The 25,935-nt window shown below is 69.1% G+C and carries 21 protein-coding genes and 2 pseudogenes; 14 read left to right on the top strand and 9 right to left on the bottom strand.

Features of this window, described 5'->3' with window-relative positions; all coding sequences use genetic code 11:
* Positions 1-169 precede the first annotated feature (169 nt).
* A complete protein-coding gene (locus VG296_RS18280) occupies positions 170-724 on the bottom strand; it encodes a MarR family winged helix-turn-helix transcriptional regulator (protein ID WP_325567112.1) in 555 nt (184 codons plus the stop codon).
* A 45-nt stretch (positions 725-769) separates the two neighbouring features.
* Here VG296_RS18280 and VG296_RS18275 point away from each other — a divergent pair, with 45 nt between their 5' ends.
* The 4 genes from VG296_RS18275 to VG296_RS18260 all read left to right on the top strand — a co-directional run bounded on the left by VG296_RS18275 (position 770) and on the right by VG296_RS18260 (position 7,701).
* Entirely contained in the window at positions 770-1,243 is a 474-nt protein-coding gene (locus tag VG296_RS18275; protein WP_325567109.1) for a nitroreductase/quinone reductase family protein, read from the top strand.
* Positions 1,240-1,590, top strand: a complete 351-nt coding sequence (locus tag VG296_RS18270) for a UBP-type zinc finger domain-containing protein (RefSeq protein ID WP_325567107.1) — start codon at positions 1,240-1,242, stop codon at positions 1,588-1,590. The genes VG296_RS18275 and VG296_RS18270 overlap by 4 nt, the downstream gene beginning before the upstream one ends.
* Before the next feature lie 10 nt (positions 1,591-1,600).
* Positions 1,601-3,295 (top strand): FAD-dependent oxidoreductase, encoded by a 1,695-nt coding sequence (locus tag VG296_RS18265; RefSeq protein WP_325567105.1) that lies wholly within the window; start codon positions 1,601-1,603, stop codon positions 3,293-3,295.
* Between the two features lie 908 nt (positions 3,296-4,203).
* A complete protein-coding gene (locus VG296_RS18260; protein ID WP_414641111.1) occupies positions 4,204-7,701 on the top strand; it encodes a carbohydrate-binding protein in 3,498 nt (1,165 codons plus the stop codon).
* A gap of 97 nt (positions 7,702-7,798) precedes the next feature.
* Here the strand turns inward: VG296_RS18260 and VG296_RS18255 are convergent, their stop codons facing one another.
* Entirely contained in the window at positions 7,799-9,373 is a 1,575-nt protein-coding gene (locus VG296_RS18255) for a DHA2 family efflux MFS transporter permease subunit (RefSeq protein WP_325567101.1), read from the bottom strand.
* A gap of 125 nt (positions 9,374-9,498) precedes the next feature.
* On the opposite strand from VG296_RS18255, the gene VG296_RS18250 reads away from it, so the two are divergent.
* Complete coding sequence (locus VG296_RS18250) at positions 9,499-10,425, top strand: 2-dehydropantoate 2-reductase (RefSeq protein WP_325567099.1); 927 nt, start codon at positions 9,499-9,501, stop codon at positions 10,423-10,425.
* 41 nt (positions 10,426-10,466) lie between these two features.
* On the opposite strand, the gene VG296_RS18245 is transcribed toward VG296_RS18250, so the two are convergent.
* Positions 10,467-11,135 carry a helix-turn-helix domain-containing protein gene (locus VG296_RS18245; protein WP_325567097.1) on the bottom strand — a complete coding sequence of 223 codons (669 nt, stop codon included), beginning with the start codon at positions 11,133-11,135 and terminating at the stop codon, positions 10,467-10,469.
* Between the two features lie 165 nt (positions 11,136-11,300).
* On the opposite strand from VG296_RS18245, the gene VG296_RS18240 reads away from it, so the two are divergent.
* Positions 11,301-11,513 (top strand): hypothetical protein, encoded by a 213-nt coding sequence (locus tag VG296_RS18240; protein WP_325567095.1) that lies wholly within the window; start codon positions 11,301-11,303, stop codon positions 11,511-11,513.
* A gap of 25 nt (positions 11,514-11,538) precedes the next feature.
* Here the strand turns inward: VG296_RS18240 and VG296_RS18235 are convergent, their stop codons facing one another.
* The 4 genes from VG296_RS18235 to VG296_RS18220 all read right to left on the bottom strand — a co-directional run bounded on the left by VG296_RS18235 (position 11,539) and on the right by VG296_RS18220 (position 14,040).
* Positions 11,539-12,117, bottom strand: coding sequence for an EF-hand domain-containing protein (locus VG296_RS18235; RefSeq protein ID WP_325567093.1), 579 nt, complete (start codon positions 12,115-12,117; stop codon positions 11,539-11,541).
* Positions 12,118-12,393: 276 nt separating this feature from the next.
* The gene (locus tag VG296_RS18230; protein ID WP_325567091.1) at positions 12,394-12,798 is read right to left on the bottom strand and encodes a cupin domain-containing protein; all 405 of its coding nucleotides are present in this window, start codon (positions 12,796-12,798) and stop codon (positions 12,394-12,396) included.
* A 43-nt stretch (positions 12,799-12,841) separates the two neighbouring features.
* A complete protein-coding gene (locus VG296_RS18225; RefSeq protein ID WP_325567089.1) occupies positions 12,842-13,420 on the bottom strand; it encodes a dihydrofolate reductase family protein in 579 nt (192 codons plus the stop codon).
* 62 nt (positions 13,421-13,482) lie between these two features.
* Positions 13,483-14,040 carry a hypothetical protein gene (locus VG296_RS18220; protein WP_325567087.1) on the bottom strand — a complete coding sequence of 186 codons (558 nt, stop codon included), beginning with the start codon at positions 14,038-14,040 and terminating at the stop codon, positions 13,483-13,485.
* 347 nt (positions 14,041-14,387) lie between these two features.
* Between VG296_RS18220 and VG296_RS18215 the strand changes: the two genes are divergently transcribed.
* From VG296_RS18215 to VG296_RS18185, 7 genes and pseudogenes are all read left to right on the top strand, one after another.
* The gene (locus VG296_RS18215) at positions 14,388-14,543 is read left to right on the top strand and encodes a hypothetical protein (protein WP_325567085.1); all 156 of its coding nucleotides are present in this window, start codon (positions 14,388-14,390) and stop codon (positions 14,541-14,543) included.
* A 23-nt stretch (positions 14,544-14,566) separates the two neighbouring features.
* Positions 14,567-14,968: pseudogene (locus VG296_RS18210) on the top strand (inosose dehydratase); the annotation flags it as partial.
* Entirely contained in the window at positions 14,935-15,801 is an 867-nt protein-coding gene (locus tag VG296_RS18205; RefSeq protein WP_349259613.1) for a Cgl0159 family (beta/alpha)8-fold protein, read from the top strand. The pseudogene VG296_RS18210 and the gene VG296_RS18205, both read left to right, overlap by 34 nt.
* Positions 15,802-15,859: 58 nt before the next feature.
* Complete coding sequence (locus tag VG296_RS18200; RefSeq protein WP_325567079.1) at positions 15,860-16,915, top strand: substrate-binding domain-containing protein; 1,056 nt, start codon at positions 15,860-15,862, stop codon at positions 16,913-16,915.
* A 1-nt stretch (position 16,916) separates the two neighbouring features.
* Positions 16,917-18,026, top strand: a complete 1,110-nt coding sequence (locus tag VG296_RS18195) for an ABC transporter permease (RefSeq protein WP_325567077.1) — start codon at positions 16,917-16,919, stop codon at positions 18,024-18,026.
* Positions 18,023-18,853, top strand: coding sequence for an ATP-binding cassette domain-containing protein (locus VG296_RS18190; RefSeq protein ID WP_414641110.1), 831 nt, complete (start codon positions 18,023-18,025; stop codon positions 18,851-18,853). Before VG296_RS18195 ends, VG296_RS18190 begins: the two co-directional genes overlap by 4 nt.
* A 180-nt stretch (positions 18,854-19,033) precedes the next feature.
* Entirely contained in the window at positions 19,034-21,877 is a 2,844-nt protein-coding gene (locus VG296_RS18185; RefSeq protein WP_325567114.1) for an AfsR/SARP family transcriptional regulator, read from the top strand.
* Here the strand turns inward: VG296_RS18185 and VG296_RS18180 are convergent.
* Both VG296_RS18180 and alr read right to left on the bottom strand, forming a co-directional pair.
* Positions 21,860-23,269, bottom strand: coding sequence for a pyridoxal-dependent decarboxylase (locus VG296_RS18180; protein WP_325567073.1), 1,410 nt, complete (start codon positions 23,267-23,269; stop codon positions 21,860-21,862). The two genes, VG296_RS18185 and VG296_RS18180, sit on opposite strands and share 18 nt — an antisense overlap.
* Positions 23,266-25,467 (bottom strand): alanine racemase, encoded by a 2,202-nt coding sequence (gene alr / locus VG296_RS18175; RefSeq protein WP_325567071.1) that lies wholly within the window; start codon positions 25,465-25,467, stop codon positions 23,266-23,268. Before alr ends, VG296_RS18180 begins: the two co-directional genes overlap by 4 nt.
* Positions 25,468-25,734: 267 nt before the next feature.
* Here alr and VG296_RS18170 point away from each other — a divergent pair.
* Positions 25,735-25,935, top strand: a pseudogene (locus VG296_RS18170) (hypothetical protein); the annotation flags it as partial.

Genomic DNA, 25,935 nt, shown 5'->3' with positions numbered 1-25,935 from the left:
GAGGCCCACGCTACGCCGCCAGAGAGTTACATGTCAACGAAACCGGGAGGCCCGAGAGGATGAGACCGGCCCACCGTGCGTGCCGACACGGGAGACTCGGCGGCGCCGAGCAGGTCGGCGGATACCGTGCGGCGCCGAGGGTACGGTCGCGGCCTACGCGCTCAGGCTTTCAGCGTGCCGATTCGAGCGAATCGGCCGACTCGAGCAAGTCCCGCCGCGAGCGAGGTTCGCCGTCGGCCTCGGCCGAACCGTTCAGCGCGCCCGGGCGGTGCTGCGCGGTGTAGTGGGTGTCGATCGCCTCGGCGATGCCGGCGAGGGCGTCGAGCTGTTCCGGGGAGAGCACGTCGGCGAAGCAGTGGCGGATGCCGTCCACCCAGGCCGGCCAGGCCGCCTGGAACGCGGCGAGGCCCGCATCGGTCATCACGACGTCGTAGCCGCGGGCGTCGCCCTCGCTCGGTGCCCGCTTGACCGTTCCGCGCGTCTCCATCCGGGAAATCTGGCGCGAGAGCCGGCTTCGCTCCCAGTGCAGCGCGGCCGCCATGTCGCGGGCGCGCAGCCTGTGCTCCGGGATTCTGGAGAGCCTGAGCAGGACCACGAAGTCCGCCTCGGTCAGCCCGAAGTCGCGCGCCAGCCGACGGGCGAGCACTTCGTTGACCTCGATGCGCATGTGCTGGAACCCGATCCAGGCCCGGGTCTCCCGCTCATTGAGTCGCTCCTGCTCCATGCCATCGAGCCTACCTGGGTTGTTGACACGCACGGCCGGTTCGACATGAGCGACGCGCTCGACTGGAACGCCAGAACCATCGAGGAGTTCCGAGCGAACGAGGGCAAGGTCGGCGGGGTCTTCGAGGGCGCTCCGATCGTCCTGCTGCACCACCGCGGCCGCGAGAGCGGACGTGAGCACGTAAGCCCGGTGATGTACCTCCCGCACGAGACCGAACCGGACATCATCTACGTCTTCGCCACCAGGGGCGGAGCGCCGACCAACCCGGACTGGTACTACAACCTGGTCACCGCCGGCGGCGCCGGCGTCGAACGCGGAACCGAGGCATACAGCGTCGCCGTTCGCGAACTGCCCGGCGATGAGCGCGACCGCGTCTACGCCGAGCAGGCGCGGCGGGAGGCGAGGAGGAGGAGGACGAAACGAGCGCGCCCTGCTCTGCCGTGGTGCCGAGGTTCGCCTGAGGTTATGCTCACCGGAGCGAGAGCGCACGAACCCACGAGCACCTGGGAGGCGGCATGAACGCGCAGCAAGGGATCGACCCGAGTGTCGCGCCGAGCGGTACCGGATGCGTCGAATGCGACAAGGCCGGCGGGTGGTGGATCCACCTGCGGCGTTGTGCGGAGTGCGGACACATCGGCTGTTGTGACGACTCGCCGGAGAAGCACGCGACGGCGCACGCTGGGGACACTGGGCATCCGCTGATCCGCAGTTTCGAACCCGGCGAAGAGTGGTTCTGGAACTACCAGACCTCCGAGATGTACGCGTCCGGCCCCGCGCTCGCCCCACCCGTCAGCCACCCCGTCGACCAGCCGGTTCCCGGGCCGAAGGGCCGAGTGCCGGCGAATTGGCGCGAGCTGGTGGGCTGACGGGCCCACGATGACGGCTCTCGATCCGCCTCGCGAAGTCCTACCGACGCTGGCCGTCCCGCAGTGGGCGCGGCTGCTGGAATACGCCGGCGTGGCCGAACAGGTGGCGGACGGCACCTGGTTGTACAAGCCGGGCGACCAGGCCATTGACATGATCCTGGTCGAACAGGGCGAGGTGCGCGTCGGCACGCCGCCCATGTTCGACGAGGAGCAGTGCATAGTCGTCGCCTCGTTCGGACCGCGCCAGTTCACCGGCGAGCTGAGCTTGCTGACGGGCCAGAACGCCGCCCTCGGCGCTCAGGCCGGCGAGGGCGCGGTGGTGCGCAGGCTCAACCCCGCCGCCTTGCGCAGGGTGATGCAGCAGGAGCCCGAGATATCCGACCTCCTGCTCCGCACCTTGATCGCGCGGCGCCGATACATGCAATCGGGCGACGGAGCGCGGAGCCTCGAGCTGGTCGGCGGCGCGTGGTCGGCGGACGCGTTGGCGCTGCGCACGTATGTCGCCCGGCAACAGTTGGCGCATACCTGGAACGATGCCGACACCCCGGCGGGCGCCGCGATGCTGCGCGCGGTCGGCGCGGAGCCGACCGACTTGCCGATCGCGATCACCAGCAGCGGCGTGCTGCTCAACACCACGGCGGGTCTGCTCGCCGAACACCTCGGCCTGTCCTATCGAGCCCCGTCCGACGGGCGCACGGTCGACCTCGTCGTGATCGGCGCCGGGCCCGCGGGACTCGCCGCCGCGGTCTACGGCGCGTCGGAGGGTCTCGACACACTGGTTCTCGAGGCCTTGGCCGCCGGCGGCCAGGCCGCGGCCAGTTCCCGGATCGAGAACTACCTCGGCTTCACCTCCGGCATCAGCGGTGGCGAGCTCACCGCGAGAGCCGCGGTGCAAGCGGAGAAATTCGGCGCCAGGATCGCCTCCCCGTGCCCGGTCGCGAAGCTGAACGCGCATGGCGACGTGGTCGGGCTGACCCTGGTGGACGGCACCGAACTGACGGCCCGGGCCGTCGTGATCGCCACCGGTGCCCGATACAGAGCCCTGCCACTCGAGCGCTGGATGGACTTCGAGGGCGCGGGAATCTACTACGCGGCCACGCAGATCGAGGTGCGCGCGTGCGCGCAGAACCCTGTCGCGGTCGTCGGCGGGGCCAACTCCGCGGGCCAGGCCGCGTTGTACCTCGCCGAGAACGGCAGCGCGGTGTCACTGGTGGTACGCGGAACCGACCTGCGGGCCAGGATGTCGGCGTATCTGGCCGACCGGATCGTGGCCCATCCCGATATCACCGTGCGGACCGGCACTGAGGTTTCCTCGCTATACGGCGCGGACCACCTCGAGGAGATCTCACTGACCGACGCCACGGGGTCGGGCCACGGCCCGGCGGGCGACGCGGGCATCGGCGCGCACGAGCGTGTCGCATGCTCGGGCCTGTTCTGCTTCATCGGCGCCGCCCCCGCCACCGAGTGGCTCAACGGACTGGCCGTCGACAAAGACGGCTTCCTACGCACAGACGCCCAGCTGCTCGACGAGGAACTCGGCGGGACCTGGACCGGCCTCGGCCGCCGCCCGCTGCCGTTCGAGACCAGCGAGCCGCGCGTGTTCGCGGCCGGCGACGTGCGCTCCGGGTCGATGAAACGGGTGGCCGCGGCGGTCGGCGAAGGCGCGAGCGCCGTCAGTTCGGTCCATCAGGCCCTCGGCCAGTAATCGGCCAGTAAGAGGTCTGACGGCCCGGACCTCGCTGGAGTTCGTCATGTCGTTTCCCACTCCCACGGCATCACTCCGCCACTGACAGCCGCTGCAGCCTGTACGAGTGCTGTATCAGGCTATGGCGGCAGTTTCTGTGTCGCTCGGTGGAGCGGATGAATCTGGTCCTGCACGGCTCGGGCGATCCCGACATCGGGGTCTTCGAAGCCCCGCCGACCGGCCGACCCACTCGAGTTCAGTAGTAGTCGCGCGGTCTTCGGCGCCGTCGACGGCCTGTGGCCGATGTACTACGCGATCCTGGACCGCGAGCACTATCCGATGATGCTGTGCAACGCATGCGTCCGGCTCGGCTCGGGAACCGACATGCTCAGCGACCCGTATTACTTCTTCTCCATCAGCGACACGGCGCCGCGTCAGCGGCCGTGGCGTGCCGGGATGGTGTACCTACTGCCGGCGGACAGTTTCGAGGCCCAGCCGCCTCTTGCCGTCGGCGACGACCAGGTACACATCGCCAGGCAGCGAGCCCTGTATCGGTCGAGCCGCCGGCCAAGCTCGCGGTCGGTCCCGGCGACTTCCCCTTCCTCGGGCAGATCCGCGGCCGGGACGACGAGCGGCTCCAAGCCCGTATCGCCGCAGAACCGGGAGGTTTTCCCTGGCTGGAGCCGGCCTAGGTTCGGAAGCCGCGGCAGGCGGCGTCGGTTCACGCGACGTGCGCGTGGGCGACAAGCCGGCGCAAACGCTGGTCCTCGACCTGTCGCATTCGAACCCTGTTTCCAATGGTGCGGGCGCCGCGGCCCGGAGCCTCGGGCGGCGCGAGAGATCCCATGAATGAGACCCGACCGGCGCATCAGTACCGGAACCTCCCGATTCTCTGGACGAACGAAGATCCATACGCTAAAACACATCCGATGTGTCCGCTGCAGAAACCCACCAGACGCAATGAAGCGCGCAGCAGGAGGACCCCCGTGTCACTTCGAGCCTTTCACCCGGTCAGGCGGCTCGCGCTCGCCGCGACCGTGATCTTCTCGTTCAGCGCACCGCTCGCCGTCTCAGGGGCCTTCGACCAGCCCGCGGCCGCCGCGAGCCTGACCACGGCGTGGCAGAACGGCGCCTTCTCCGTCAACACCGCGGGCGTCGTGAGCCGCTCCGACATCGTGCTCGGCGCGCCGAACACGGCCGCTGCCCAGTCGATGCCGTTGGGCAACGGCTCGCTCGGTGTCGCGGCGTGGGCGGCGAACGGCTTCACCGCGCAGCTGAACCGCAGCGACACGATGCCGTACCGACTCTCGCCGGGCCAGGTCGACATTCCGGGGCTGTCGGCGATGACGTCGGCCTCGAACTTCTCCGGATATCTGGACCTGTACAACGGCGTGCTGCACGAGTCCGGCGGCGGAATGACCGCGCAGGCCTGGGTGCCCGAGGGCAAGGACGAGCTGATCGTCGACGTCACCGGGGCCGCCGCGAGCGCCGCCGAGTCCGCCACGCTCAGCCTGTGGTCCGGCCGCTCGCCGGCGACCAGTTCCTCCGGGGCGTACGGGGCGTTGGCGCAGACCTGGACGGACAACGCGCAGACCGGGAACTCGGGCCAGACCTTCGGCGCGATGGCCGCCATCACGGCGGGCGGGCAGAACGTGACCGGTTCGACGGTCAGCTCGACCCAGGTGAAGGTGTCCTTCAACGCGAACACGAACGGTTCCTTCCGCGTCGTCGTCGCGGCGCCCTCGTGGACCGGCGGGAACGCGATCAGCACCGCCACGAGCCTGATCGGTTCGGACGCGACGGCCGCGAGTTCCTCGCTGCTGGGCACGCAGTCGGGCTGGTGGAACGGCTACTGGGCGCACAGCGGGCTGATCGAGGCGAACTCCTCCGACGGCAGCGCGCAGTACCTGGAGAACCTGCGCACCGTCTATCTGTACGCTGAGGCAGCGTCCATGAAGTCCGGCGCGTATCCGGGCAGCCAGGCCGGGGTCGCGGACATGTTCGCCTACGACCAGGACCAGCAGGACTGGTATCCCGCCGGCTACTGGCTGTGGAACCTGCGCGGGCAGATCGCGGCGAACCTCAGCTCGGGCAACTACGCGCTCAACGTTCCGATCTTCAACATGTACCTCAATGATCTGCCGGCCATCGAGTCGTGGACCAGCGCGCAGATGGGCGGCAAGCCGGGCGCCTGCATCCCCGAGACGATGCGCTTCAACGGCAACGGCTACTACAACGGCGGCAACAACACGCAGAACGCCTCGTGCGCCCTGGCATCCAGCCCGAGCTACAACGCCGAGAACGTCACCAGCGGCGCCGAGCTGGCCATGTGGATCTGGCAGCAGTACCAGGACACCGGCAGCCTCAGCTTCCTGCAGACCTACTATCCGATCCTGCAGCAGACAGCCACCTTCCTGCTCAACTATCAGGGCCTTGGCTCGGACGGCTACCTGCACGCCACCGCCAACGCCCACGAAACCCAGTGGGCCGTGACCGACCCGACCACCGACCTCACCGCGGACCAGGCCCTGTTCCCGGCCGAGATCCAGGCCGCGACCCTGCTGAACACCGACTCCTCGCTGGTCTCGCAACTGCGGACCGCGGAGAACCAGATCGAGCCGTACGCGCGCACCGACCAGTCCACCAAGCAGCAGTTGCTCAACCCGCAGCCGACCTCCCCGTCCGCCGCCGCGAACGCCGACGCCGCCGGCAACGACGTGATCGCCGACTCGTATCAGCCCTCAGCGACCCTGCGCAACAGCGAGAACATCGGCCTCGAGCCGGTCTGGCCCTGGGGCGTGATCGGCGACAGCACCACGCTGGGCGGCGACAACCTGACCGCTCTGGCGGATCGCACCTACACCAACCGGCCGAACTCGGACTCGAACGACTGGAGTTTCGACGCCGTCGACGCCGCACGCCTCGACATGGGCAGCCAGGTCTCGAGCGACCTGGTCACCGAGACCGAGAACAACCAGGACTACGTCGACGGCCTGGCCTCGTTCAACCCGCCCAACGGCGACGAGCCGTACATCGAGCAGTCCTCGTCCGTCGCCACGGCCTTCGACGAGTCCCTGGCCACCGACTACGACGGCACGATCCGCTTCGCGCCCGCCTGGCCGTCCGGCTGGGACGGGTCGGGCAGCGTGTACATCCAGGGAAACTCCAAGGTCGACGTGCAGGTCGAGAGCGGGACGCTGGCCACGGCCGCGATCGAGGCCGGGAGCAGCGGCACGCTGAGCGTGCGCAACCCGTGGCCGGGGCAGCAGGCCGAGGTGGTCAACGGTTCGAGCGGCGCCGTCGTCGTCGGGGCGACCACCGCGACGACGCTCAGCGTCCCGGTCAGCGCGGGCTCGACGTACCTGGTCGAGCAGCCGGGCAGCCCGACCACGTCGCTGGCGTTCGCGCAGGTGACGGGCACTCAGGCGAGCACCTACAAGACCCTCGGCGGCAAGGTGCAGATCGGCCTGCCCGGCAACGCGGTCCAGGCGGAGGGCCCGTACGGCGGAACGCCGGCCGCGGTCCCCGGCACTGTGCAGGCGGAGAACTATGACACCGGCGGGCAGGGCGTGGCCTACAACGTCAACAGCGTCAACGGCTCGGCGAACAGCTACCGGTCCGACGGGGTCGACCTCGAGGCCACCTCGGACACCGGCGGCGGCGACGACCTCGGGTGGACCTCGGGCGGGCAGTGGTTCAAGTACACCGTCAACGTCGCCACGGCGGGCACGTACACCGTCAGCCTGCGCGTGGCCGCCCCGAGCGCAGTCACCGACGCTCTGCACATCGCCAACGGCTCGGGCGCCAACCTGAGCGGCAACGTCAACATCGCGGCCACCGGCGGCTGGCAGACCTGGGCCACGGTGACGGCCACCGTCACCCTGCCCGCGGGTACGCAGACTCTGACGGTGGATCAGGACAACGGCGGCTGGAACAGCAACTATCTGACATTCGCCTCGTCCGGCGGGAGCAGCGGGATCAACACCTCCGCCTGGTACGAGGTGGTCAACCAGAACTCCGGCCTGTGCGCCAGCGCGGCGGGCGGCTCCACCGCCAACGGCACGGCGGTCGAGCAACTGGCCTGCACCGGCGCCACCAGCCAGCGCTGGCAGTTCGTCCCCGTGGCCACCGGTTTCTACGAGGTGCTCAACGAGAACGCCCAATCCCAGGGCGAGAGCTGGAACATCACCGGCGGCGTCGGCGCCACCGCCAGCGGCGACCTGCTCCAGACCTGGAACTACGGCGGCACCGGCAACACCAACGCCCTCTTCGCGGCCAACGCGCGGAGCGGCGGCTACTACACCTTCACCGCCGACAACTCCGGACTGTGCATCGACACCCCCAACGCCTCCACCACCAGCGGCGTGCAACTGCAGCAGTACACCTGCAACAGCACCACCGCGCAGTCCTTCCAGCTCGTCCAGTAGCCCGGCCATCCGCTGATCGCGAGCTAGTGAAGTCAGTGAAGTGGACCGTCCCGGCGCCGCCGGGACGGTCAAGGCCCTGCGACGGGCACCGGGGCCGCTACCTCATGGCGAGGTCTTCCGCGGCGGGCTCGGATGCGGGGTTTTCCGAGTCGAGGTGCTGGGGTGGCTGTGCGGGCAGGAAGGCGACGGCGAGCAGCGCTCCGGCGGCGGCGACGATGCCGGCTACGACGCAGCCGATACTGAGGCCGTGGTCGAAGGCGCCGGTGGCCGCCGCGTGGACGGCGTTCGCGACAGAGCCCTGTCCTCGCGCGGCGAGTTGGTCGGAGACCGCGTAGGCGGCACCGACGGACTGCCGGGCGGTGTCGGCCAGCGAGTGCGGGAGCGAGGCGGGCAGGGTGGCGGTGAGCCGTGAGCCGTAGAGCGAGGCGTAGATGCTTCCGATGACGGCGACGCCGAGAGTTCCGCCGAGCAGCCGGGTCGAGTCGTTCACGGCCGATCCGACGCCCGCCTGGTCCGCCCTGACCGCCCCCATGATCGATTCGGTGGCGGGTGCGGAGGTCAGACCCATGCCCAGTCCGTAGACGACCATCTGGACCGCGATGATCGAGTAGCTCAGTGTCGGCGAGATGTCACTGGCCACCCAGAAGTAGAACAGTGCCTGAAGGGCGAGACCGGCCGTGACGATCGTCTTGGTACCGACGCGAACCGCGAGCCGGGTGCCGACGATCGAACCGATGGCGACCGATGCCGCGACGGGCAGCAGGTGCACGCCGGCGGACAGCGGGCTGTAGGTGCGCACGAACTGGAAGAACTGCGTGATCAGGAAGATGAACCCGAGCAGCGTGAAGAACGAGACCGTCACCGACACACTCGCGGCGCTGAAGCGCATGTCCTTGAACAGCCGCACGTCGAGCATCGGCTCGGCGGCCCGGCGCTCGCGCAGGATGAACGCCGCCAGCAGAACCGCACTGCCCGCGAAGCCGGCGATCGACCCCGCCGAGCCCCAGCCCCGGTCCGGGGCCTCGATGATCGTGTAGACCAGCAGCCCCATGAATCCGGCGGACAGGACGAGTCCCGGCAGGTCCAGGCGGTGCGGCCGGGGATCCTTGGACTGCGGGACGAAGAGCGCGGCCAGGGCGATGACGGCCAGCGACACCGGTCCGAGGACGTAGAAGATGCTCGACCAGGAGTAGTGCGCGAGCAGGAAGCCCCCGACGATCGGCCCGAGCGCGATGGCCGCGCCCGCCGTCGCACCCCACAGGCCGATCGAGAGAGCCCGCTCCTTGCGGCTGGTGAAGACGTTCGTGAGCAGCGAGAGGGTCGCGGGGAACGTCATGGCCGCACCCACACCCATCACGGCCCGGGCGGAGATCAGCTCGGCGGGGGTGGTCGCGAAGCCGCCGATGAGGCTGGCGGCGCCGAAGACCAGCAGGCCGCCCATCAGCATGCCCTTGCGGCCGAAACGGTCCGAAAGGCTGCCGGAACTCAGCAGCAGGGCGGCGAAGACGAGGTTGTAGGCGTCCACAACCCACTGCAGCTGGGTGTCGGTGGCGCCCAGCTCACGGGTGAGCACGGGCAACGCGACATTGACCAGCGTGGTGTCGAGGTTGACGACGAAGGCTGCCAGGAGCAGCGCGGCGAGGATGAGCGGCTTTGATCGTGTCCTAGGCATAGTTGAACCGTACTACCGGCTAGTTGAGTTTTTCAACCCTCTAGTATTGTTTTTAAACTTTCACTGCCGGCCTGCAGACTGGGAACCGGTCCTCACCCAGCAACGACGAAGAGGGAGACGGCGACATGAGGATTCTGATGATCGGCGCGGGCGCCGTCGGCGGCTACGTGGGCGGACGCCTCGCGCAGGCCGGGCGCGAAGTCGACTTCCTCGTTCGGCCTCGCCGGGCGGCCCAGCTGAACGGGAACGGACTTCGGATCGTCGACGGCGCGCGCACCGACGTGATCGACGCCCGCGTCGTCACGGCACCGATGCTTACCGGGCCCTACGACCTGATCCTGGTCAGCGTGAAGGCCCAGGCGCTGTCCGCCGCGATCGAGGACTTCAGGACCGCGGTCGGGCCGCACACCGCCGTCGTGCCCTTCCTCAACGGCATCAACCACATCGCCGCCCTCACCGAGGCGTTCGGGCCCGACGCCGTGCTCGGCGGCACACTGAAGATCGGTACGCAGCTCGACCCGGACGGCGCCGTCCGCCAACTGCTCCCGGGCGGAAGCATCGAGGTCGGCGAACTCGACGGGACCACGTCCAAGCGCGTGACGGAGATCGCCGAAACTCTCGCCATCCCGGGATTCAACGTCTCAGTGCCCGAGGACGTCATGGCCGCGATGTGGTCCAAGTGGGTGTTCGTCGCCACCATCGGCGCCGTCACCTCCCTCGCGCACGGCTCCATCGGCGAAGCCGTCGCGACTGTCGGCGGTTCCGCGTTCGCCGAAGAGACGCTCGCCGAAGCCTCCGCGGTCGCACGCGCGGCGGGGCACCCGCTGAGTCCGGAGAACTACGCCCTCACCCGGACCATCGCCACCGCGAGCGGCACTCCCACCACTTCCTCGCTCTCCCGCGACCTCCTCGCCGACCTGCCGACCGAGGTCGAGAACGTGCTCGGCGACCTCATCGTCCGGGCCCACGGCTTCGGACTCGACGTTCCGCGGTTGGAAGCGGCGGCTCTCGTCCTGCGTGCCCACAACGCCCGCACGGCAGGTGCCGGCTAGCGGTCACGCCGCCGCCGACGACACAAACCCGGGGCAGGGCCTCAGGCCGCCGCCTCATCCTGACCGAGCGCGTTGTCCTGTGCGACTGGGCGAAGGCGGGAAAGCAGGTCACGCCGGCCGTCGACGGTCAGGCCGAGTCGACCGGCGCTCTCCAGATCGATCAGGCCGTTGAGCAAGCCGAGGACGGCGCGGGGCGGTCCGTCGAGGACCAGGTCCGGGTCGGCGGCGCGGCCCAGCCGGGTGTGGATCTCGCCGCCGCGCAGCTCGATGACGGCCGACTCGCCGGACGCGACGAGTTGAATGACCGCCGGCGGACCGTCCGGATCGGCGTCGGTGGTGAACCAGCGCGGAGCATAGGCCAGCCACTGTGCCTGGAAAGCGTCGCCCGGTCGTTCATCGGCCATGAATCGCAATCCCCACAGCCCAAGCGCCCGCAACACCGGTTCCAGCGCCAGACCGGTCTCACTCAGCTGGTAAAGCGCGGTGGCGACCGGCGGCGGTGCGTCCTCCCGCGTGATCAGCCCGGAGGACTCTAGCTCTTTGAGACGGGTGGAGAGCAGGTTCGTGGCGATGCCGGGCAGTCCCCTCTTGAGGTCCGTGAATCGGCACGGGCCCTGCAGCAGCAGCTCTCGGGCGATCAGCAGCGTCCAGCGGTCCCCCGCGACGTCGAGGGCCCGGGCGATCGAGCAGTACTGGTCATAGCTCCGCATGCGTCAATTGTAGTGCACGAGATAAATCTGTCAGTAGAAAAAATGAACCATCTGAAAACTATTTTCAACTGAGGTACGCGGGGGTACGCGCAGATCTTGCCGAGGTTCGTATGCGTGCATGCCCGGGCGGCGTGACCGGCTGCCGTCGGGGTCGTTAGTCGGTGCGTGGATGCGAGCAGAGCCGCGGTCTCGCGCGACGGCGCGCCACTGGTGGCGATCGAGATAGTGGCGCGCATGGGCGTCGCCGAGCTCGAGGCATGTCTGAAAGAGTCGCTCAATCCGCGGATGCCGGTCGACGTTCTGGATGCCGTGCTCACTCGGCTTCGGTCGGTGGAGGCGGCGCGCGGGACCGCGGAGCCCGGTGAGCACGTGCTCTAGGGTTGACGGCGCCGGTAGGGCGCCGTCAGGCGGGCAGCGGGCCGAGCAGCCAGCTTCCGGCGGAGTCGGGGGATTCGTCGAAGTAATACGCGCGGATCGCCGCGAGCAGGTCATCGCGTCCGATCAGGCCGTCGCCGTCGGCATCCAGACGTCGGGCGATCTCGCGTGCGTCGGCGGCGGGCACCTTCATCAAAGCGCCCGGCCAGCGCACGTGCTCCTCACGGGTCAGCTTGCCATCGCCATCGCCATCGCCATCGGCGATGTCCATGATCGCGTGCAGGAACGGCACGTACCCGGCGTCGAAGGACTCGGGAGTCTCCAGCAGACCGGAGTGGAAAGCAGCCTTGTATTCGGCCTCGGTGATCCGACCGTCGCCGTCGTGGTCCGCCACGGTCGCGAGATGGTCCCACAGTCCCAGGCACAGCGAGGCCAGCCGCTCGCGGGCGGCCGAGCCGGGCTTCTGGTCGAACTCCTCGGCCATCGCGTCGGCGGCGTTCTGGAAGTCGCGGCGTTCGATCACGCCGTCACCGTCGAGGTCGTAGGTGCGAAAACGCCTGGCCAGCTTGCGATCCAGGAACGTCGAAGGCGGGGTCGTCTCGGGCATTGCAGAACCCTTCGGTGGTGGGCATGGACGTGACGCGGATCGGCCGCCGTCTGTCATGCCACGTATGAGCCCTGCGACAATCGGCTGCCGGTCGTGGGTGGTTATCCTCCGCTGCCCCAGGACACCAGCCGGCGCGGGTGCTGACAAGGGGCTTCGGTCCGCTCCCGGCTTTGCGCCGCGGTTTGCCGCCCGACCGCCCGAACCCGACCGCCCGAAGCTGAGCGGCCGAACCCGAGCGGCCGGGTCGCCCGGGGCGCTCGAGCGAACGCGTCCGGATCAGGCAGAGTGCTGCTCGTCCTCGACTGGTTCCGCCCACTCCACGAGTCGCCCGTTCGCGTCGGGCTGCTGAACGGCGATCATCGTCATCGACGCACCAGGGGCCGCGCCGTGCCAATGCCATTCGCCAGGCGGCGCGATGACCGTGTCCTCCGGCTTGAGGGTCTGCACGTCGCCGCCTCGCTGCTGAATCCGCCCTTCACCGGCGACGACGTGGATGATCTGACCGTTCGGGTGGGCATGCCACGCGGTGCGCGATCCGGGTGTGAAGTACACCGACTGCACGCTCAGTTCCGTGTCTTCGCCCGGTCGGGCAAGGTGGTCGATCCAGACGTCTCCGGTGAAGTGCCCGCCGAACTCCGCATCGCCGCGCACTGTGTTGTTACCGCCGGACCCGATACGCATCCGCTGCTCCTGGCTTCTCGTCAACTGGTGGTGGGTGATGGACTCAGACATGCAGGGTGGGCCGGTAGACGAGCTCTTGGATGTGGCCGTCGAGCGTCCGGCTCTCGATCAGTTCGAGGTCGAAGTCGGCCGAATGCTGGAAGATCGGGTCCCGCCCGGTCTGACCGGTGATCACGGGGAAGAGCGTCACCTGGACGCGGTCGACCAGACCGGCGGCGAGCAGCGCGCGGTTCATCGACAGGCTGCCGTGCGAGCGCAGCGGCACCTCGGACTCCTGCTTGAGCCGAGCGACGACGTCGACGGCGTCGCCGCTCGCGACGGTCGCGTCCGGCCAGTCGAGCGATCCTTCCAGGGTGGTCGACACAACCGTTGCCGGCAGGCTCCTCATCCGGGTGACCCACGGGTCACGCACCTCGGAATCCTCGGTACTCGAGGCCAGCATCTGCGCGAACAACCGATACGTGTTGGCCCCCAACACCATCCGCTGCTCCTCGCCGTACAGGGCCAGGCGGTGTTCGAGCAGCTCGGGACCCTGCTTGCCCCAATAACCGGTCCAGTTGCCGCCGGCGGCGCCGAAGCCGTCGAGGCTGGAGAAGACGTCGAAGGTGTAGCTGGCAGTCATGATGTTCTCCTCAAGTACCGTTGATCGGGTGTGAAGATGCGGACTGGGGTACGACGGCGAAACTACTTCGCGCCGATCGTCGCTGCCGTGAGTTCGGCCAGGTGGTGCAACGAATTGGGAAGATGCTCAGGGCCGAACGGCGGGAACTGAATGTACTCCCGGATCGACTGCGGCACCGCCGACCAGTCGTAGGTGAGCTTGACCTCGGTCTCGGACGCGCCGAGCGCCACCAGGTCGTAACGCCAGATCCAGCCGCCGAACTCCAGCTGACCGTCGCCCTTGTCATACCCCGTGAGCCAGCCGATGGCGCGCGGCGGATCGAGCCTCTCGACCTTGTTGACCACCTGGTAGTCACCGTCTGGATGCTTGGCGTGATACATGTCCATCCGGAAAGTCTGCTCCACCTCGGTCAGCGGCGCCCGGTCGGCGGCTTCCTGAACCCAGCCGGTGCCGTCGATCGCGGAGTGGGCCGTCGGGTCCGCCAGCACCGCGAACACCCGCGTGGCAGGCGCGGCGATCGTCAGGGTGGCGCTTACGTTCTCCCGTACGTTCTCTCGGTCCGCCGTGGGCTGGCCGGCCGTGGGCTTCGTGGTCGCGGTGGCGGTGGTCGTGATGGACATCGTGGGCCTCCGGTGCGTGACGACCGGCCCGCTGCCGGCCTCTCACCTTCTCTACGAACGGCCTCGACGCCATCCGACACCGCTGCGGAAAATATTCGTGTGCGCCAATGAATCTTCGTCCGGGTCACCTCAAACCGGTGGCCGCGACCTACGCCGTTGTCATTATGTCTGGACAAACTATTGACCGACACTAACGGCTGATGCATCCTCTCTCCAGGCGGCGGGCAATGTGGCCCGGCGCACCGGCGGCAGGAGGCGCTATGGCTCGGGTCGGGGTGGCGGGTGTCGGGCGTATCGGTCGGATGCACGCGAGGACGCTGGGATCGACGCCGGGATCATCGCCGGGAGTGGACGAGTTACTCGTCGCCGACGCCATACCACCGGAACGCTTCCGCGCGGCCTGCACCGCCGAGGACTCCCCCGAGGCGCTGTCCGTCGCAGAGTCCTGCGAGCTCTCACGCCGCGAGCTGTGGCCGATCCGGATCGCGGAGGTGCGGCTGTGAGTGTTCAGGAGACCGGCAAGGGAATCACCGCGCGGATCGCCGGAGCTCCGATCTCGTGGGGCGTGTGCGAGGTGCCGGGCTGGGGCTACCAGCTCGGTACCGAGCGAGTCCTGTCCGAGATGCGGCAGGCGGGTCTCGTCGCGACGGAGTTCGGGCCCGACGGATTCCTGCCGGAGGACCCGCGTGCCAAGGCGGAATTGCTCGCCTCCAACGGACTGCGCGCGGTCGGCGGGTTCGTTCCGGTGGTCCTGCACGAGGCGAAGATCGACCCGCTGCCGCAGATCGAGGCGACCCTCGCCGCGTTCACTGCCGCGGGCGCCGGGGTGATGGTGCTGGCCGCCGCCTCAGGGCTCGACGGCTACGACACGCGGCCCGAGCTCGATGCCCACGGCTGGCGTGCGCTGTGCGCCCAGGCGGACCGGATCCGGAGGAGGTGGCCCGCGCCGCGGCGCGCCGGGTACGGCGTCCGCTGGTCGGCGAGCACGGCAAGCTCATGCTGATCGCCGCCGACCATCCGGGCCGCGGTGCGCTCGGCGTGGGCGGGGACGCGATGGCCATGGCGGATCGTGGCGAGCTGCCGCGCCGCCTGGTGACCGCCCTCGCTCGGCCCGGCGTGGACGGGGTGCTGGCCACGCCCGACATCGTCGAGGACCTGCTGCTACTCGGCGCGCTCGACGAGAAAGTGGTGTTCGGATCGATGAACCGGGGCGGTCTGCACGGGGCCGAGTTCGAGCTCGATGACCGGTTCACGGCCTACGACACGCGTTCGATCGTCGTCGGCGGGTTGGACGGCGGCAAGATGCTGATGCGCATCGACCTCGCCGACCCGGCCACCGTGACCACTCTGGAGTCCCGCGCACACGCGGTCACGGAGCTGGCCGGGCAGGGACGCGCGGCGATGATCGAACCCTTCATCTCCCGACGCGTCGACGGGCGCGTCCGCAACGACCTGAGCGCCGAAGCGGTGATCAAGTCGGTCGCCATCGGCTCCGCGCTCGGGGCGAGCAGCGCGCACACGCGGCTGAAGCTCCCGGTGATCGACGAGATGGAGCGGGTGATGGCGGCCACCACCCTGCCGACGCTGCTGCTCGGCGGCGATCCGACGAGCGCGCCGGACCGCACGTTCGCGGCCTGGGAGAAGGCGCTCGCGGTACCCGGGGTGTCCGGCCTGGTCGTCGGGCGGGCGCTGCTCTACCCGCGCGGCGGAGACGTCGAGGCGGCGGTGGACCAGGCCGTTCGGCTGGTCTCCGGCGGCTAGGAAGAAGAGAACAGACAACAGCATTCCGGTAGCACTCTTTGGGCAAGGAGGCCCGATCATGAAACGTACTCGGAAGCTCTTTCTGGGGTTGCTCGCCGCGGCGACACTGGTTCTCGCCGGCTGCACCAACTCCGGATCATCGGGGAGCAGCAGCTCCACGAACGTCGCGGCCGGAGGTTCGTGCCCGTACACCTTCGCGGTGATCACGCACGGCGACAACGGCAGCTTCTGGAGCGTCGTGTACAAGGGCGCGAAGGCCGCGGCGGCCGACTACGGCTGCAAGCTCAGCGAGGTCTACGGCTCGCAGCAGCAGGGCCAGGCGCAGCCCGACGACAACGCGGAGAATGCGCAGATCCTCAACGCGATCAACCAGCACGTCAGCGGGATCGCGGTCTCCGACCACGATCCGTCGATCATGAACTCGACGCTGCAGCGGGCCAAGGCGGCCGGGATTCCGGTCGTGCTGCTCAACGCGGGCTGCGACAACACCGACATCGCCGCGTCCGGCGCGATGACCTGTGTCGGGCAGCCGGAGACGCTGGCCGGGCAGCACGCCGGGGCGCGCTTCCTGCAGGATGGCGCGAGCAACGTGCTGTGCGTGGTGCACCAGTCAGGGCAGAACCTGCTCGACCGCTGCAACGGAATCGCGCAGGGGCTCGGGCTGAGCGGCAACTGCTCGACCGGCAGCGCGCCGTCCTCGGGGCCCGCGTGCACGGAGCTGATCCTCTCCACGCCCAACGCGGCCTCCAACCCGCAGCAGGCCATCGGCCAGGTCAGCTCGTACCTGCAGTCGCACCCGCAGATCAATGGGGTGATGACGTTGAACAACGCGATCGGCACGGCACTGGTCTCGGCGCATCCGACGAACGTGAAGATCGCCACCTTCGACCTCAACCCCGCGGTCCAGCAGGACATCCAGTCCGGCGGCATCGACTTCGCGGTCGACCAGCAGCAGTTCCTGCAGGGCTACCTGCCGATCAACTTCCTGTACCTCTACACCAAGGACCACGGGCAGACCACCGGCGGCGGCACCACCGTCGCGAGCGGGCCGCTGCTGGTGGACAAGACGAACATCTCGACGGTCTCGGCCGCGATCTCGGCGGGTGATGACTGAGATGAGCACTCCCGTCGCGGGCCTGCGGGCGGGCTCCCCGCCCGCGGGCCCTCCCCGGGGCGCGCGCGACGAGCGCCTCGAGCCGGCCGGCCGGCTGACCCGTTCGCTGCGCCGCCCGGAGCTCGGTGCCCTGCTCGGCGCCGTGGTCGTCTTCGTGCTGTTCGGCGTCGCCGACTCGACCCCGCAGCATCTGTGGTTCACCCAGACCGGATTCGAGTCCTGGGCGCAGCAGGCGGCGTTCTTCGGCATCATGGCCGTGCCGGTCGGGCTGCTGATGATCGGCGGCGAGTTCGACCTGTCGACCGGCGGCATGACCGGTTTCACCGCGATCCTGATGGCCCTGCTGATCGGCCAGCTGCACTGGGACGCGTGGCTCGCGGTCATCGCCACCTTCGCGTTCGGCGCGCTGATCGGCGCGCTCAACGGCCTCGTGGTGGTCAAGTCGAAGCTGCCGAGCTTCATCGTCACGCTGGCGACGTACTTCGTGTTCCGCGGCATGAGCATCGGCGGTGTGCTGCTGGTCAACCACGGCAGCACCGAGCTGAGCCTGACGAATCCGAACGGCGGTGGGATCGGCAGCGCACGCGCCGTGTTCGGCAGCTCATTCGGGTCGAACGCAGGACTGCCCACGGGGTATCAGACCGCGATCATCTGGTTCGTCGTCGTCACCGCGTCCGCGGTCTGGCTGCTCAGCCGTACCCGCTTCGGCAACTGGATCTACGCGGTGGGCGGCGACGCGAACGCCGCGCGCAACGTCGGCGTGCCGGTCGCGCGGACCAAGGTACTGCTGTTCATGGGCACCTCGACGGCGGCCTCGCTCGTCGGCGTGATCTCGTTCCTGCAGACCTACTCCGCGGTCTCCGAGCAGGGCGTCGGGTACGAGTTCTACTACATCATCGCGGCGGTCGTCGGAGGCTGCCTGCTGACCGGCGGCTACGGCTCGGCGCTGGGCGCGGCTCTCGGCGCGTGCATCATCGGGATGGCGTTCCAGGGCGTGATCTACGCGGGTTGGGACAGCTCGTGGAACTTCACCTTCCTCGGCGTGATCCTGTTCCTCGCGGTCGTGGTCAACATGCTGATCTACCGGCGCGCCAACCGGGCACGGCGATGAGCGAAACCGAGGAGGCGAATATGCTCGAGGTGCGCGGTATCAGCAAGTACTTCGGCAGCGTCAACGCGCTCAGCGGCATCTCCGCGACGGTCGGCGCTGGACAGGTCACCTGCGTCCTGGGCGACAACGGCGCCGGCAAGTCGACGCTGATCAAGATCCTCTCCGGCGTCTTCCCGCCGGACGAGGGGGAGATCCTGGTCGACGGGGACCCGGTACGCTTCGGCGGCCCCCGCGAGGCCCGCGACCTGGGGATCTCCACCGTCTACCAGGACCTCGCGATGGTGCCGCTGATGTCCGTGTGGCGCAACTTCTTCCTCGGCAGCGAGCCGACGAAGGGGTGGGGTCCCTGGCGGAGGTTCGACGTGGAGAAGGCGAGAGAGCTCACCAGCCGCGAGCTCGCCGGCATGGGCATCGCGATCCGCGACCCCGAACAGCCGGTCGGCACGCTCTCCGGCGGCGAACGGCAAGCCGTCGCGATCGCCCGCGCGATCCACTTCGGCGCGCGCCTGCTGATCCTTGACGAGCCGACCTCGGCCCTCGGCGTGAAACAGGCCGGAGTCGTGCTCAAAAGGATCGTGCAGGCCCGCGAGCAGGGCATCGCGGTCATCTTCATCACGCACAACCCGCACCACGCCTACCCGGTGGGCGACCGCTTCGTGGTGCTCAGCCGCGGTACCAGCCTCGGCGAGTTCGCGAAGTCCGAGATCACCCGGGAGGAACTCATCCGGCTGATGGCCGACAACGCGGAACTCGAGGCCCTGGCGCACGAACTCGACGTCGTCCCCGCCGCCCTCGGCGTCGAGGCCGATGAAGACACTGCTGGTTAGCGATCCGGACGCCTTCTCCGGGTCGCCGCGCTTCCGGCGCCCCGGAGAAGGGCCTCGGCTGATTAGCATGTTCAGTGTCAGGACCGGTCGTGCACCGAAGTCGAGTCGGTGGGGCCGGGTGTTTCCGCGCTGGGAGTGGGTGGGCGGGTGGCGGGTCTGCGGTTCGCGGTCTTGGGTCCCATGCGCGCCTTCCGCGGGGACGCGGAGGTGGGCTTGGGCTCGCCTCAACAGCGTGCGGTGTTGGCGATGCTGCTCGTGCACGCCGGTGCGCAGGTCACCCCCGAGGACCTGGTCGACGGCGTGTGGGGCGAGAAGGCACCGGAGACCGCATCCCACGTGATCCGCGTCTACATCCACCGGCTACGCCAAGCACTCGGGCGAGAAGGACCGGGCCGGATCGACTCGGTGGGCGGAGGATACGCACTCGACCTCGACGCGCACTCCTGTGATCTGACGCGGTTCACCCGACTGCTCGATCACGCCCGCCAGGCGCGCAGCGTCGGGGACCCGGCCGGCGCGGCCGACCTGTACACCGAGGCGCTCCGGTTGTGGACCGGGCCCGCGCTCGCCGGGGTTCCCGGACCCTACGCGAGCGCGCAAGGCCACCGGTTGAACGAACTGCGGCTCAGCGCACAAGAAGAACACCTGACCACCGTCGTGGACCTCGGACACTACGACCACGCCGCCACCGAACTCTCCACCCTCACCCAGGCCCACCCGCTGCGCGAACGGCTGCGCGAACTGCACATGCTCGCGCTCTACGGCGCCGGCCGACAAGCCGAAGCACTCACAGCGTTCAACAACACTCGCCTCCTCCTGCGCGAGGAGTTGGGAGTCGACCCCGGACCCGGCCTGCGCACGATGCACGAACGCATCCTCGCGATGGACCCGGCCCTGCTCGACCCCGCACCCAGATCAGCGGCACCGCCCGCAGCCACGGCAGCGGCCGGGCCCGTCGCCCCCATCCCGGCACAACTCCCCGCCGACGTCCCCCACTTCACCGGCCGCACCCGCCACTTGGAGACCTTGACGGCACTGGCCGGCCAAGCCGAGACCACAGTCGTGGTCTCCGCGATCGGCGGCACCGCCGGCATCGGCAAAACGGCCCTCGCCATCCACTGGGCACACCAGCACGCCGCGCAATTCCCCGACGGCGCGCTCTACGTGAACCTACGAGGCTTCGACCCGGCGGCCTCCCCACTCCCGCCGGACACGGCCCTGCGCGGATTCCTCGACGCCCTCGGCACACCCGCCACACGCATACCCACCGGACCCGAAGCACAACAAGGGCTTTACCGCAGCCTGCTGACCGGCAAACGGATGCTCATCGTACTCGACAACGCCCGTGACACCGACCAGGTCAAACCCCTGCTCCCCGGCACACCCGGCTGCCTCGTCCTGATCACCAGCCGCAACCAACTCACCACACTCATCGCACTCAACGGAGCCCACACCCTCACCCTCGACCTCCTCACCCCCGAAGAAGCCCACCACCTGCTCACCCACCGGCTCGGCACCCCACGCATCGAAGCCGAACCCGACGCCACCCAAGAACTCATCGAACTCTGCGCACGACTACCCCTCGCGCTCAACATCACCGCCGCCCGCGCCGCGCTGCAGCCGAAGCGGCCCCTGGCGGCCTTCGTCGACGAACTACGAGACGCCCACCGGCAGTTGGACGCCCTGAGTATCGGGGAGGCCACCGCCAACGTGCGCGCCGTGTTCTCCTGGTCCTACCGCACGCTCGCGCCCGCGGCTGCGCGCGTGTTCCGGTTGCTGGGAGTGCACCCGGCTCCGGACATCAGCCTCCGCGCGGCAGCCGGCCTTTCCGGCTTCGATCCCGACACGACGCGTCACGCTCTCGACGAACTGGCCCGCGCGCACCTGATCATCGAGCACTCCCCGGGCCGTTACACCCTGCACGACCTGCTGCGCGCCTACGCCGCCGAACAGGCCGCCGCCCACGAAGACGACGCCGAGAGGCAGGCCGCGCTGCGGCGAGTGGTCGACTTCTACGCCCATACCGCCTACGCCGCCGAGCTTGTCTTGGCCCCCCTGCGCGATTCGATCCCGCTCGACCCCCCGATCCCCGGCATGCACCCGCAGCTGATGCCCGACGCGTCGGCCGCGCTGGCCTGGTTCGATGCGGAAAATCCGAATCTGCTGGCCGCCCAGCAGGCCGCTGTCGGCAATGCCTGGCACCGCATCGTGTGGCAGTTGGCGTGGTCTCTGAGCACCGTCCAGATCCGGCGCGGACACCGCCATGACCAGGTCGCCGTGTGGCAGGCCGCGCTGGACGCAGCCACCCACCTGCCCGAGCCCGGCGCCCGCATACTCGCTCATCGGCGTCTGGGCATCGCACTCGCCGACCTGGGACGACACAAGGAAGCGATCGGGCACGGCCGGCAGGCCCTGGACCTCGCCGAGGAACACCACGGCCTCGGCGAGCAGGCCGCAGCCCACCACATGCTCGCCTGGATCTGGGAACAGCGGGGCGACCGGCAGGCCCTGGAACACGCCCTGGAACACGCCGAGCACACCCTGGACCTCCGTCGCGCACTCGGCGAACCGGCCCGGGAGGCCCAAGCCCTCAACGAGACCGGTTGGTTCCTCGCGCAGTTGGGCGATTTCGACACCGCGCGCACGCATTGCGAGGCCGCCCTCGCGATACAGCGGCGCATTCGCGATCCCGCGGGCGAAGCGGACACGCTGGACAGTCTTGGCTATATCGCCGACCATAGCGGCCACCACCAGCAAGCCATCGATTACTACCAGCTGGCCCTAGCCGTCTACGCCGAACTCGGCCATTTATTCCAAACCGCCGACACCCTCGACAACCTCGGCCACGCGCATGCGGCCCTCGCCGAAAACGAGCAGGCCGAAACGGTCTGGCGAAAAGCACTGGAGCTGTACCGGCAGCAGGGACGCGACCAAGCCGCCGACCGCGTGCGAATCCAACTCGACGCTCGCGGCCGCCTTGCGGGGCGGAAACCCCCTTCCACTGAACTACCGCGAGAAGGCTGACGGGGCGGACAGCTCGGTCAGCAGTTTCTCAATGACCTGTTTGGTGACGTGCGGCATGCAGAACACGTGAACGTAGTCGCGGTCGGCGCCGTCGTCGAGGTACGCGCGTTCGCCGACCAGACCGAACTGCGCCACGATGCTCTCGGCGGGACGACGGAAGCGGACCGCCAGAGCGTGCTCGGCACGCTCGACCCACAGCGGAGTTCCAGCGGAGTTCTCCAGCTCGCGAAGGCGCTGAACGAGATAGTCGGCGAGATCGAGGGCGTCGCACGCGGCTCGCACCTGGTCGGCGTGCCCGCGCAGGGAGAGCGCGTACCACAGCAGAAGGCTGGACAGGCCGTTGCGCGCGCCCGAGAGCGTGGTGTCGGGGGACCCGATGTACCGAGGATCGGACGGCGGTGCCATGCGGAGCTTCTGCTTCGACATGTAGACCCCGGTGGGGAACGGTGTGCCGAACCACTTGTGCCCGCTGGTGACGATGGAGCTGACGTAGGGAAGCCGGAAGTCGAATCGCGGGCCCGACTCGGCGATCAGCCCCTGCTCCGCCGCCATCTCCACGAACGGCAGGAAGCCGGCGCCGAGCGCCCCGTCGATATGCAGCCAGTAGCCTTGGCGCCCAGAACCGTTCGACTCGTCCCGCAGGCCGTTGCGCAGCAGCACGCCTTCGATCTCGTTCCACACCGCTTCGGGGACATCGCAGGCCCCTTTGAAGGTGCTTCCGAGATTCAGCATGATGCACGGCGGGTGGCCGCGGTCGGCGAAGAACTCCACGAGCGCCGCAAGTTCGCCGACATCGATGCTGCCGGTCCCGGTGCAGCCGCCGACGCTGGGGACCGCGGCCGGCCACTGTCCGGTGGCGGTGATCGGGCACTGCCCCGGGTAGCGGGAACCGCCCAGCTCGTGGAAGGTCGGCAACCGCAGCATCGCGGCGCCCTTGGCAAGCGAGTAGTGCGCGTCGCCGGAGTAGAAGAGTACTGGCTCGCGCCGCCGCTCGAGCGCCCGCCCGTCGGCCAGCAGGTCGCTGCCCGACAGGTAGTCCCGGGCATTCCACATCGCGAAGAGATTGCCCTCGGTCGATCCCATGCTGAGCACGTAGCCCCAGTAGGAGTCCGGGTCCGCGACATCCGAGGGACTCCGTGCGTGCCAGAGCCGGGCGAAGTAGTCGAGAACCTCCCGCTCGTACTCCTTGCTGTTCAGCGCGGTGAGGCTGGGGCTGAAAGGGTCGCCGATGTTGTCGATGTGGAAGTCGAGGAACGGCCCCAACCGGGCGTAGCCCTCGAGCCGCTGGCTCCACTGATAGCCGAGCATGAGGTCGCGCCGGTCACGGTATACGCCCGCCGACCGCTCCAGCATCGCGTGGGCCTGCTCCACCGATCTCCCCTCGATGGTCATCTCATGCCCGTCTTCCGTGCCAGCGCCGTGCCGATGAGCGCGTCGAGGATTTCCGAAAGCTCGACGCCGGCGTCCGCCCACATGCGCGTGTAAAGGGACGTGGGGCTGAATCCGGGAAACGTATTGATCTCGTTGAACACCGGTTCGACGCCGTCGCGCAGCAGGAAGTCCACCCGGGCCAGACCACGGCAGCCGAGGATCACGAAGGCCTCGACCGCCAGGCGCCGCAACTCGGCGGTGAGCTCCGAGTCGAGCGGCGCGGGCAGCAGCACCCGCGCGGCCTGGTCGTCCTCGTACTTCGCGGTGTAGTCGAGAAACTCCCGGCGCCCCGCGGTCAGCACGATCTCCGCCGGCGCGCTGGCGACCACGCGGCCGTCCGGATACTCCAGCACCGCGACGTCCAGCTCACGACCCGTCACAGCTTGCTCGACCAGAACCTTTCGGTCCTGCGCGCGGGCGGTGGCCAGAGCCGCGGGCAGTCGCTCCCAGCCGCGCACCGGGCTGACGCCGAGGCTGGAACCGGAACGCGCGGGCTTGACGAACACCGGCAGTCCGAGACGCTTCCGCTCAGCGTCCGAGAGCTCCTGATCGGCACCGCGCAACAGGACCCAGTCGGCCACCCGAAGACCGCTCGCGCTCAACACCCGCTTGGCCAGGTCCTTGTCCATGCCCAGGACACTGGCCGCGACGCCCGAGCCCACGTAGCACGCGCCTACCGCGTCCATCAGCCCCTGGACGGCACCGTCCTCGCCGAAGCTGCCGTGCAGCGCGGGAACGACCACGTCGGCTCCGGCCAGGACGGCCAGCGCGACCTCATGGTCCGTGCCCGCACGCTCGGCCGGATCCGGCGTGGCGGCGGCCAATCCCGCCGGATCACACGGCCCGCGCGGCCAGTCGACAGGGCCCGGGATCCACCGGCCCTCCGGACTGATCCGCACCGGCCGGACGCTGTAACGATCGCGATCGAGACGACCGATGATCGTCGCGCCCGAAGCGACGGAGACCTCGTACTCACCGCTCGGGCCGCCGAACAGCACGACGACGCGCGGCCGGCGCGGTCCGCGCTCCCGCGTCTCGGCCGGGCTCCGCTCGGAATCTCGCGTTTCCGCGGGTATGTACCGGCGCGGCAGGCGCGGACCCACATTCGTCATGATCTCGTTCTCGTTCGTCCCAGCCCACGCGGCCCAATCGGCGATCGTCGGCTCGCCGCGGTCACCCGGCCCGAACACCAGCACCTGCTCGCCCACCGCGAGCCCGGCCGATCCGGCGTCCGCGACGCAGGAACTCATCGCGATCGTCCCGGCCACCGGACGACGCTCCCCCGCGATCCACAGCTGGGCCCGTGCGGAAGCCGCCTGCGGCAGCCCATCGGCGAAGCCGACCGCGATCAGCCCCAGGTCGCCGGTTCCCGGCAGGCGATAGGCATGCCCGTGGAACTCGCCCTCGCCCGCCTCGACCCGTCCGGTCGCGATCACCCGGCTGCGCAAGGTCATCGCGGGCACCAGCCCGTAGCTGCGACCGCGCACGGCCTCGATCCCGTACAGCGCACCGCCGACGCGGATCAGGTCGTATCGCGACCGCGGGTTCATCAGACCCGCCGACGTCCCCGCGACATGCGCCATGCGGCCGGTCAAGCCCGCCTGAGCGGCGACCCGCAGCGCCTCGTCGAACACATCGAGCTGTCGCTCCGTCGCCGGATGGGCCGGCTCGTAGACGAATGCCAACGCCGAGAAGATCCCGCGCACGTGCACCAAACCGCACCGCTCGAACCACGCCGCCTTCTCCACCAGCGCGGGCCACGCGCTCAGTGCGGCTCCGTCGCGGTGCAACCCCGTGTCCACGGACAGGTGGACCTCCGCGCACAGCCCCAAGCGCTGCGCACTGGTCGCGATCGCACCGAGGTCCGCCAGCGACGCGACCGGCAGATCGATCTCCGCCGCCAGCGCGGCCGCCACGTCCTCCCCCGGTGCCAGGAGGAAGGAGAGGATCGGCGCTTCGATCCCCGCCGCTCTCAACGCCGACGCCTCGGCGAGGAAGGAGACTCCCAACCAGGTCGCTCCGGCGCCCAGCGCCGTCCTCGCCACCTCGACGGCGCCGTGCCCGTAGCCGTCCGACTTGACCACCGCCATCAGCGGGATGTCCGTGCACTCTCGGTAGATCTCGACATTCCGGGCGATGGCTCGGAGATCGACTTCCACCTCCGTGTGCATTGCGTTCGGGTCCGGGGCAAGCGCTGCGGGCACGGGACTGAACCAGCCAATCTGCGGAGGAGCCGAATCCGCCTTCACCTGACAGGCACATGATTCCGCCGACCGTACCCGCTGCCTCTGGCATCCGGTACCCCTGCCCGCAGGTCTTCCCTTCAGTACTCGATGCGTTGCCCGATCGGCCATAGGCGTCGGGAAGTACACGCAGCCGTGCGAAAGTACTGAGCCGACAGCGGAAGCGGCGGACAGGCGGAGCTCATGAGTGTGAACATGGATACCAGCGGCGCTGCCGCGTCGCGTCGTGGCGGCCTGCTGACACTCGATCAACTGCGTGCGCTGGTTGTCGAGGGTGTGGTGGATACGGTTGAGGTTTCGTTGACCGATATGCAGGGTCGGTTGCAGGGTAAGCGGTTGTCGGCCGAGTACTTCCTGGACGTGGTGGTGCCGGATGAGACGGAG

It is taken from the genome of Actinospica sp. (assembly GCF_035552695.1).
Taxonomy (GTDB): domain Bacteria; phylum Actinomycetota; class Actinomycetes; order Streptomycetales; family Catenulisporaceae; genus Actinospica.
Note: the sequence above shows the minus strand (reverse complement) of the source record. Positions and strands in the feature narration are given on the sequence as shown.

Excerpts from the sequence above, each read along its gene's own strand:
- VG296_RS18190 (WP_414641110.1), top strand. The coding sequence starts at position 18,023 with ATGAGCGAAACCGAGGAGGCGAATATGCTCGAGGTGCGCGGTATCAGC.
- VG296_RS18180 (WP_325567073.1), bottom strand. The coding sequence starts at position 23,269 with ATGACCATCGAGGGGAGATCGGTGGAGCAGGCCCACGCGATGCTGGAG.
- VG296_RS18245 (WP_325567097.1), bottom strand. The coding sequence starts at position 11,135 with ATGCGGAGCTATGACCAGTACTGCTCGATCGCCCGGGCCCTCGACGTC.
- VG296_RS18235 (WP_325567093.1), bottom strand. The coding sequence starts at position 12,117 with ATGCCCGAGACGACCCCGCCTTCGACGTTCCTGGATCGCAAGCTGGCC.
- VG296_RS18260 (WP_414641111.1), top strand. The coding sequence starts at position 4,204 with ATGTGTCCGCTGCAGAAACCCACCAGACGCAATGAAGCGCGCAGCAGG.
- VG296_RS18230 (WP_325567091.1), bottom strand. The coding sequence starts at position 12,798 with ATGCGTATCGGGTCCGGCGGTAACAACACAGTGCGCGGCGATGCGGAG.
- VG296_RS18200 (WP_325567079.1), top strand. The coding sequence starts at position 15,860 with ATGAAACGTACTCGGAAGCTCTTTCTGGGGTTGCTCGCCGCGGCGACA.
- VG296_RS18270 (WP_325567107.1), top strand. The coding sequence starts at position 1,240 with ATGAACGCGCAGCAAGGGATCGACCCGAGTGTCGCGCCGAGCGGTACC.
- VG296_RS18185 (WP_325567114.1), top strand. The coding sequence starts at position 19,034 with ATGCGCGCCTTCCGCGGGGACGCGGAGGTGGGCTTGGGCTCGCCTCAA.
- VG296_RS18195 (WP_325567077.1), top strand. The coding sequence starts at position 16,917 with ATGAGCACTCCCGTCGCGGGCCTGCGGGCGGGCTCCCCGCCCGCGGGC.
- VG296_RS18220 (WP_325567087.1), bottom strand. The coding sequence starts at position 14,040 with ATGTCCATCACGACCACCGCCACCGCGACCACGAAGCCCACGGCCGGC.
- VG296_RS18275 (WP_325567109.1), top strand. The coding sequence starts at position 770 with ATGAGCGACGCGCTCGACTGGAACGCCAGAACCATCGAGGAGTTCCGA.
- VG296_RS18280 (WP_325567112.1), bottom strand. The coding sequence starts at position 724 with ATGGAGCAGGAGCGACTCAATGAGCGGGAGACCCGGGCCTGGATCGGG.
- VG296_RS18265 (WP_325567105.1), top strand. The coding sequence starts at position 1,601 with ATGACGGCTCTCGATCCGCCTCGCGAAGTCCTACCGACGCTGGCCGTC.
- VG296_RS18225 (WP_325567089.1), bottom strand. The coding sequence starts at position 13,420 with ATGACTGCCAGCTACACCTTCGACGTCTTCTCCAGCCTCGACGGCTTC.
- VG296_RS18255 (WP_325567101.1), bottom strand. The coding sequence starts at position 9,373 with ATGCCTAGGACACGATCAAAGCCGCTCATCCTCGCCGCGCTGCTCCTG.
- VG296_RS18250 (WP_325567099.1), top strand. The coding sequence starts at position 9,499 with ATGAGGATTCTGATGATCGGCGCGGGCGCCGTCGGCGGCTACGTGGGC.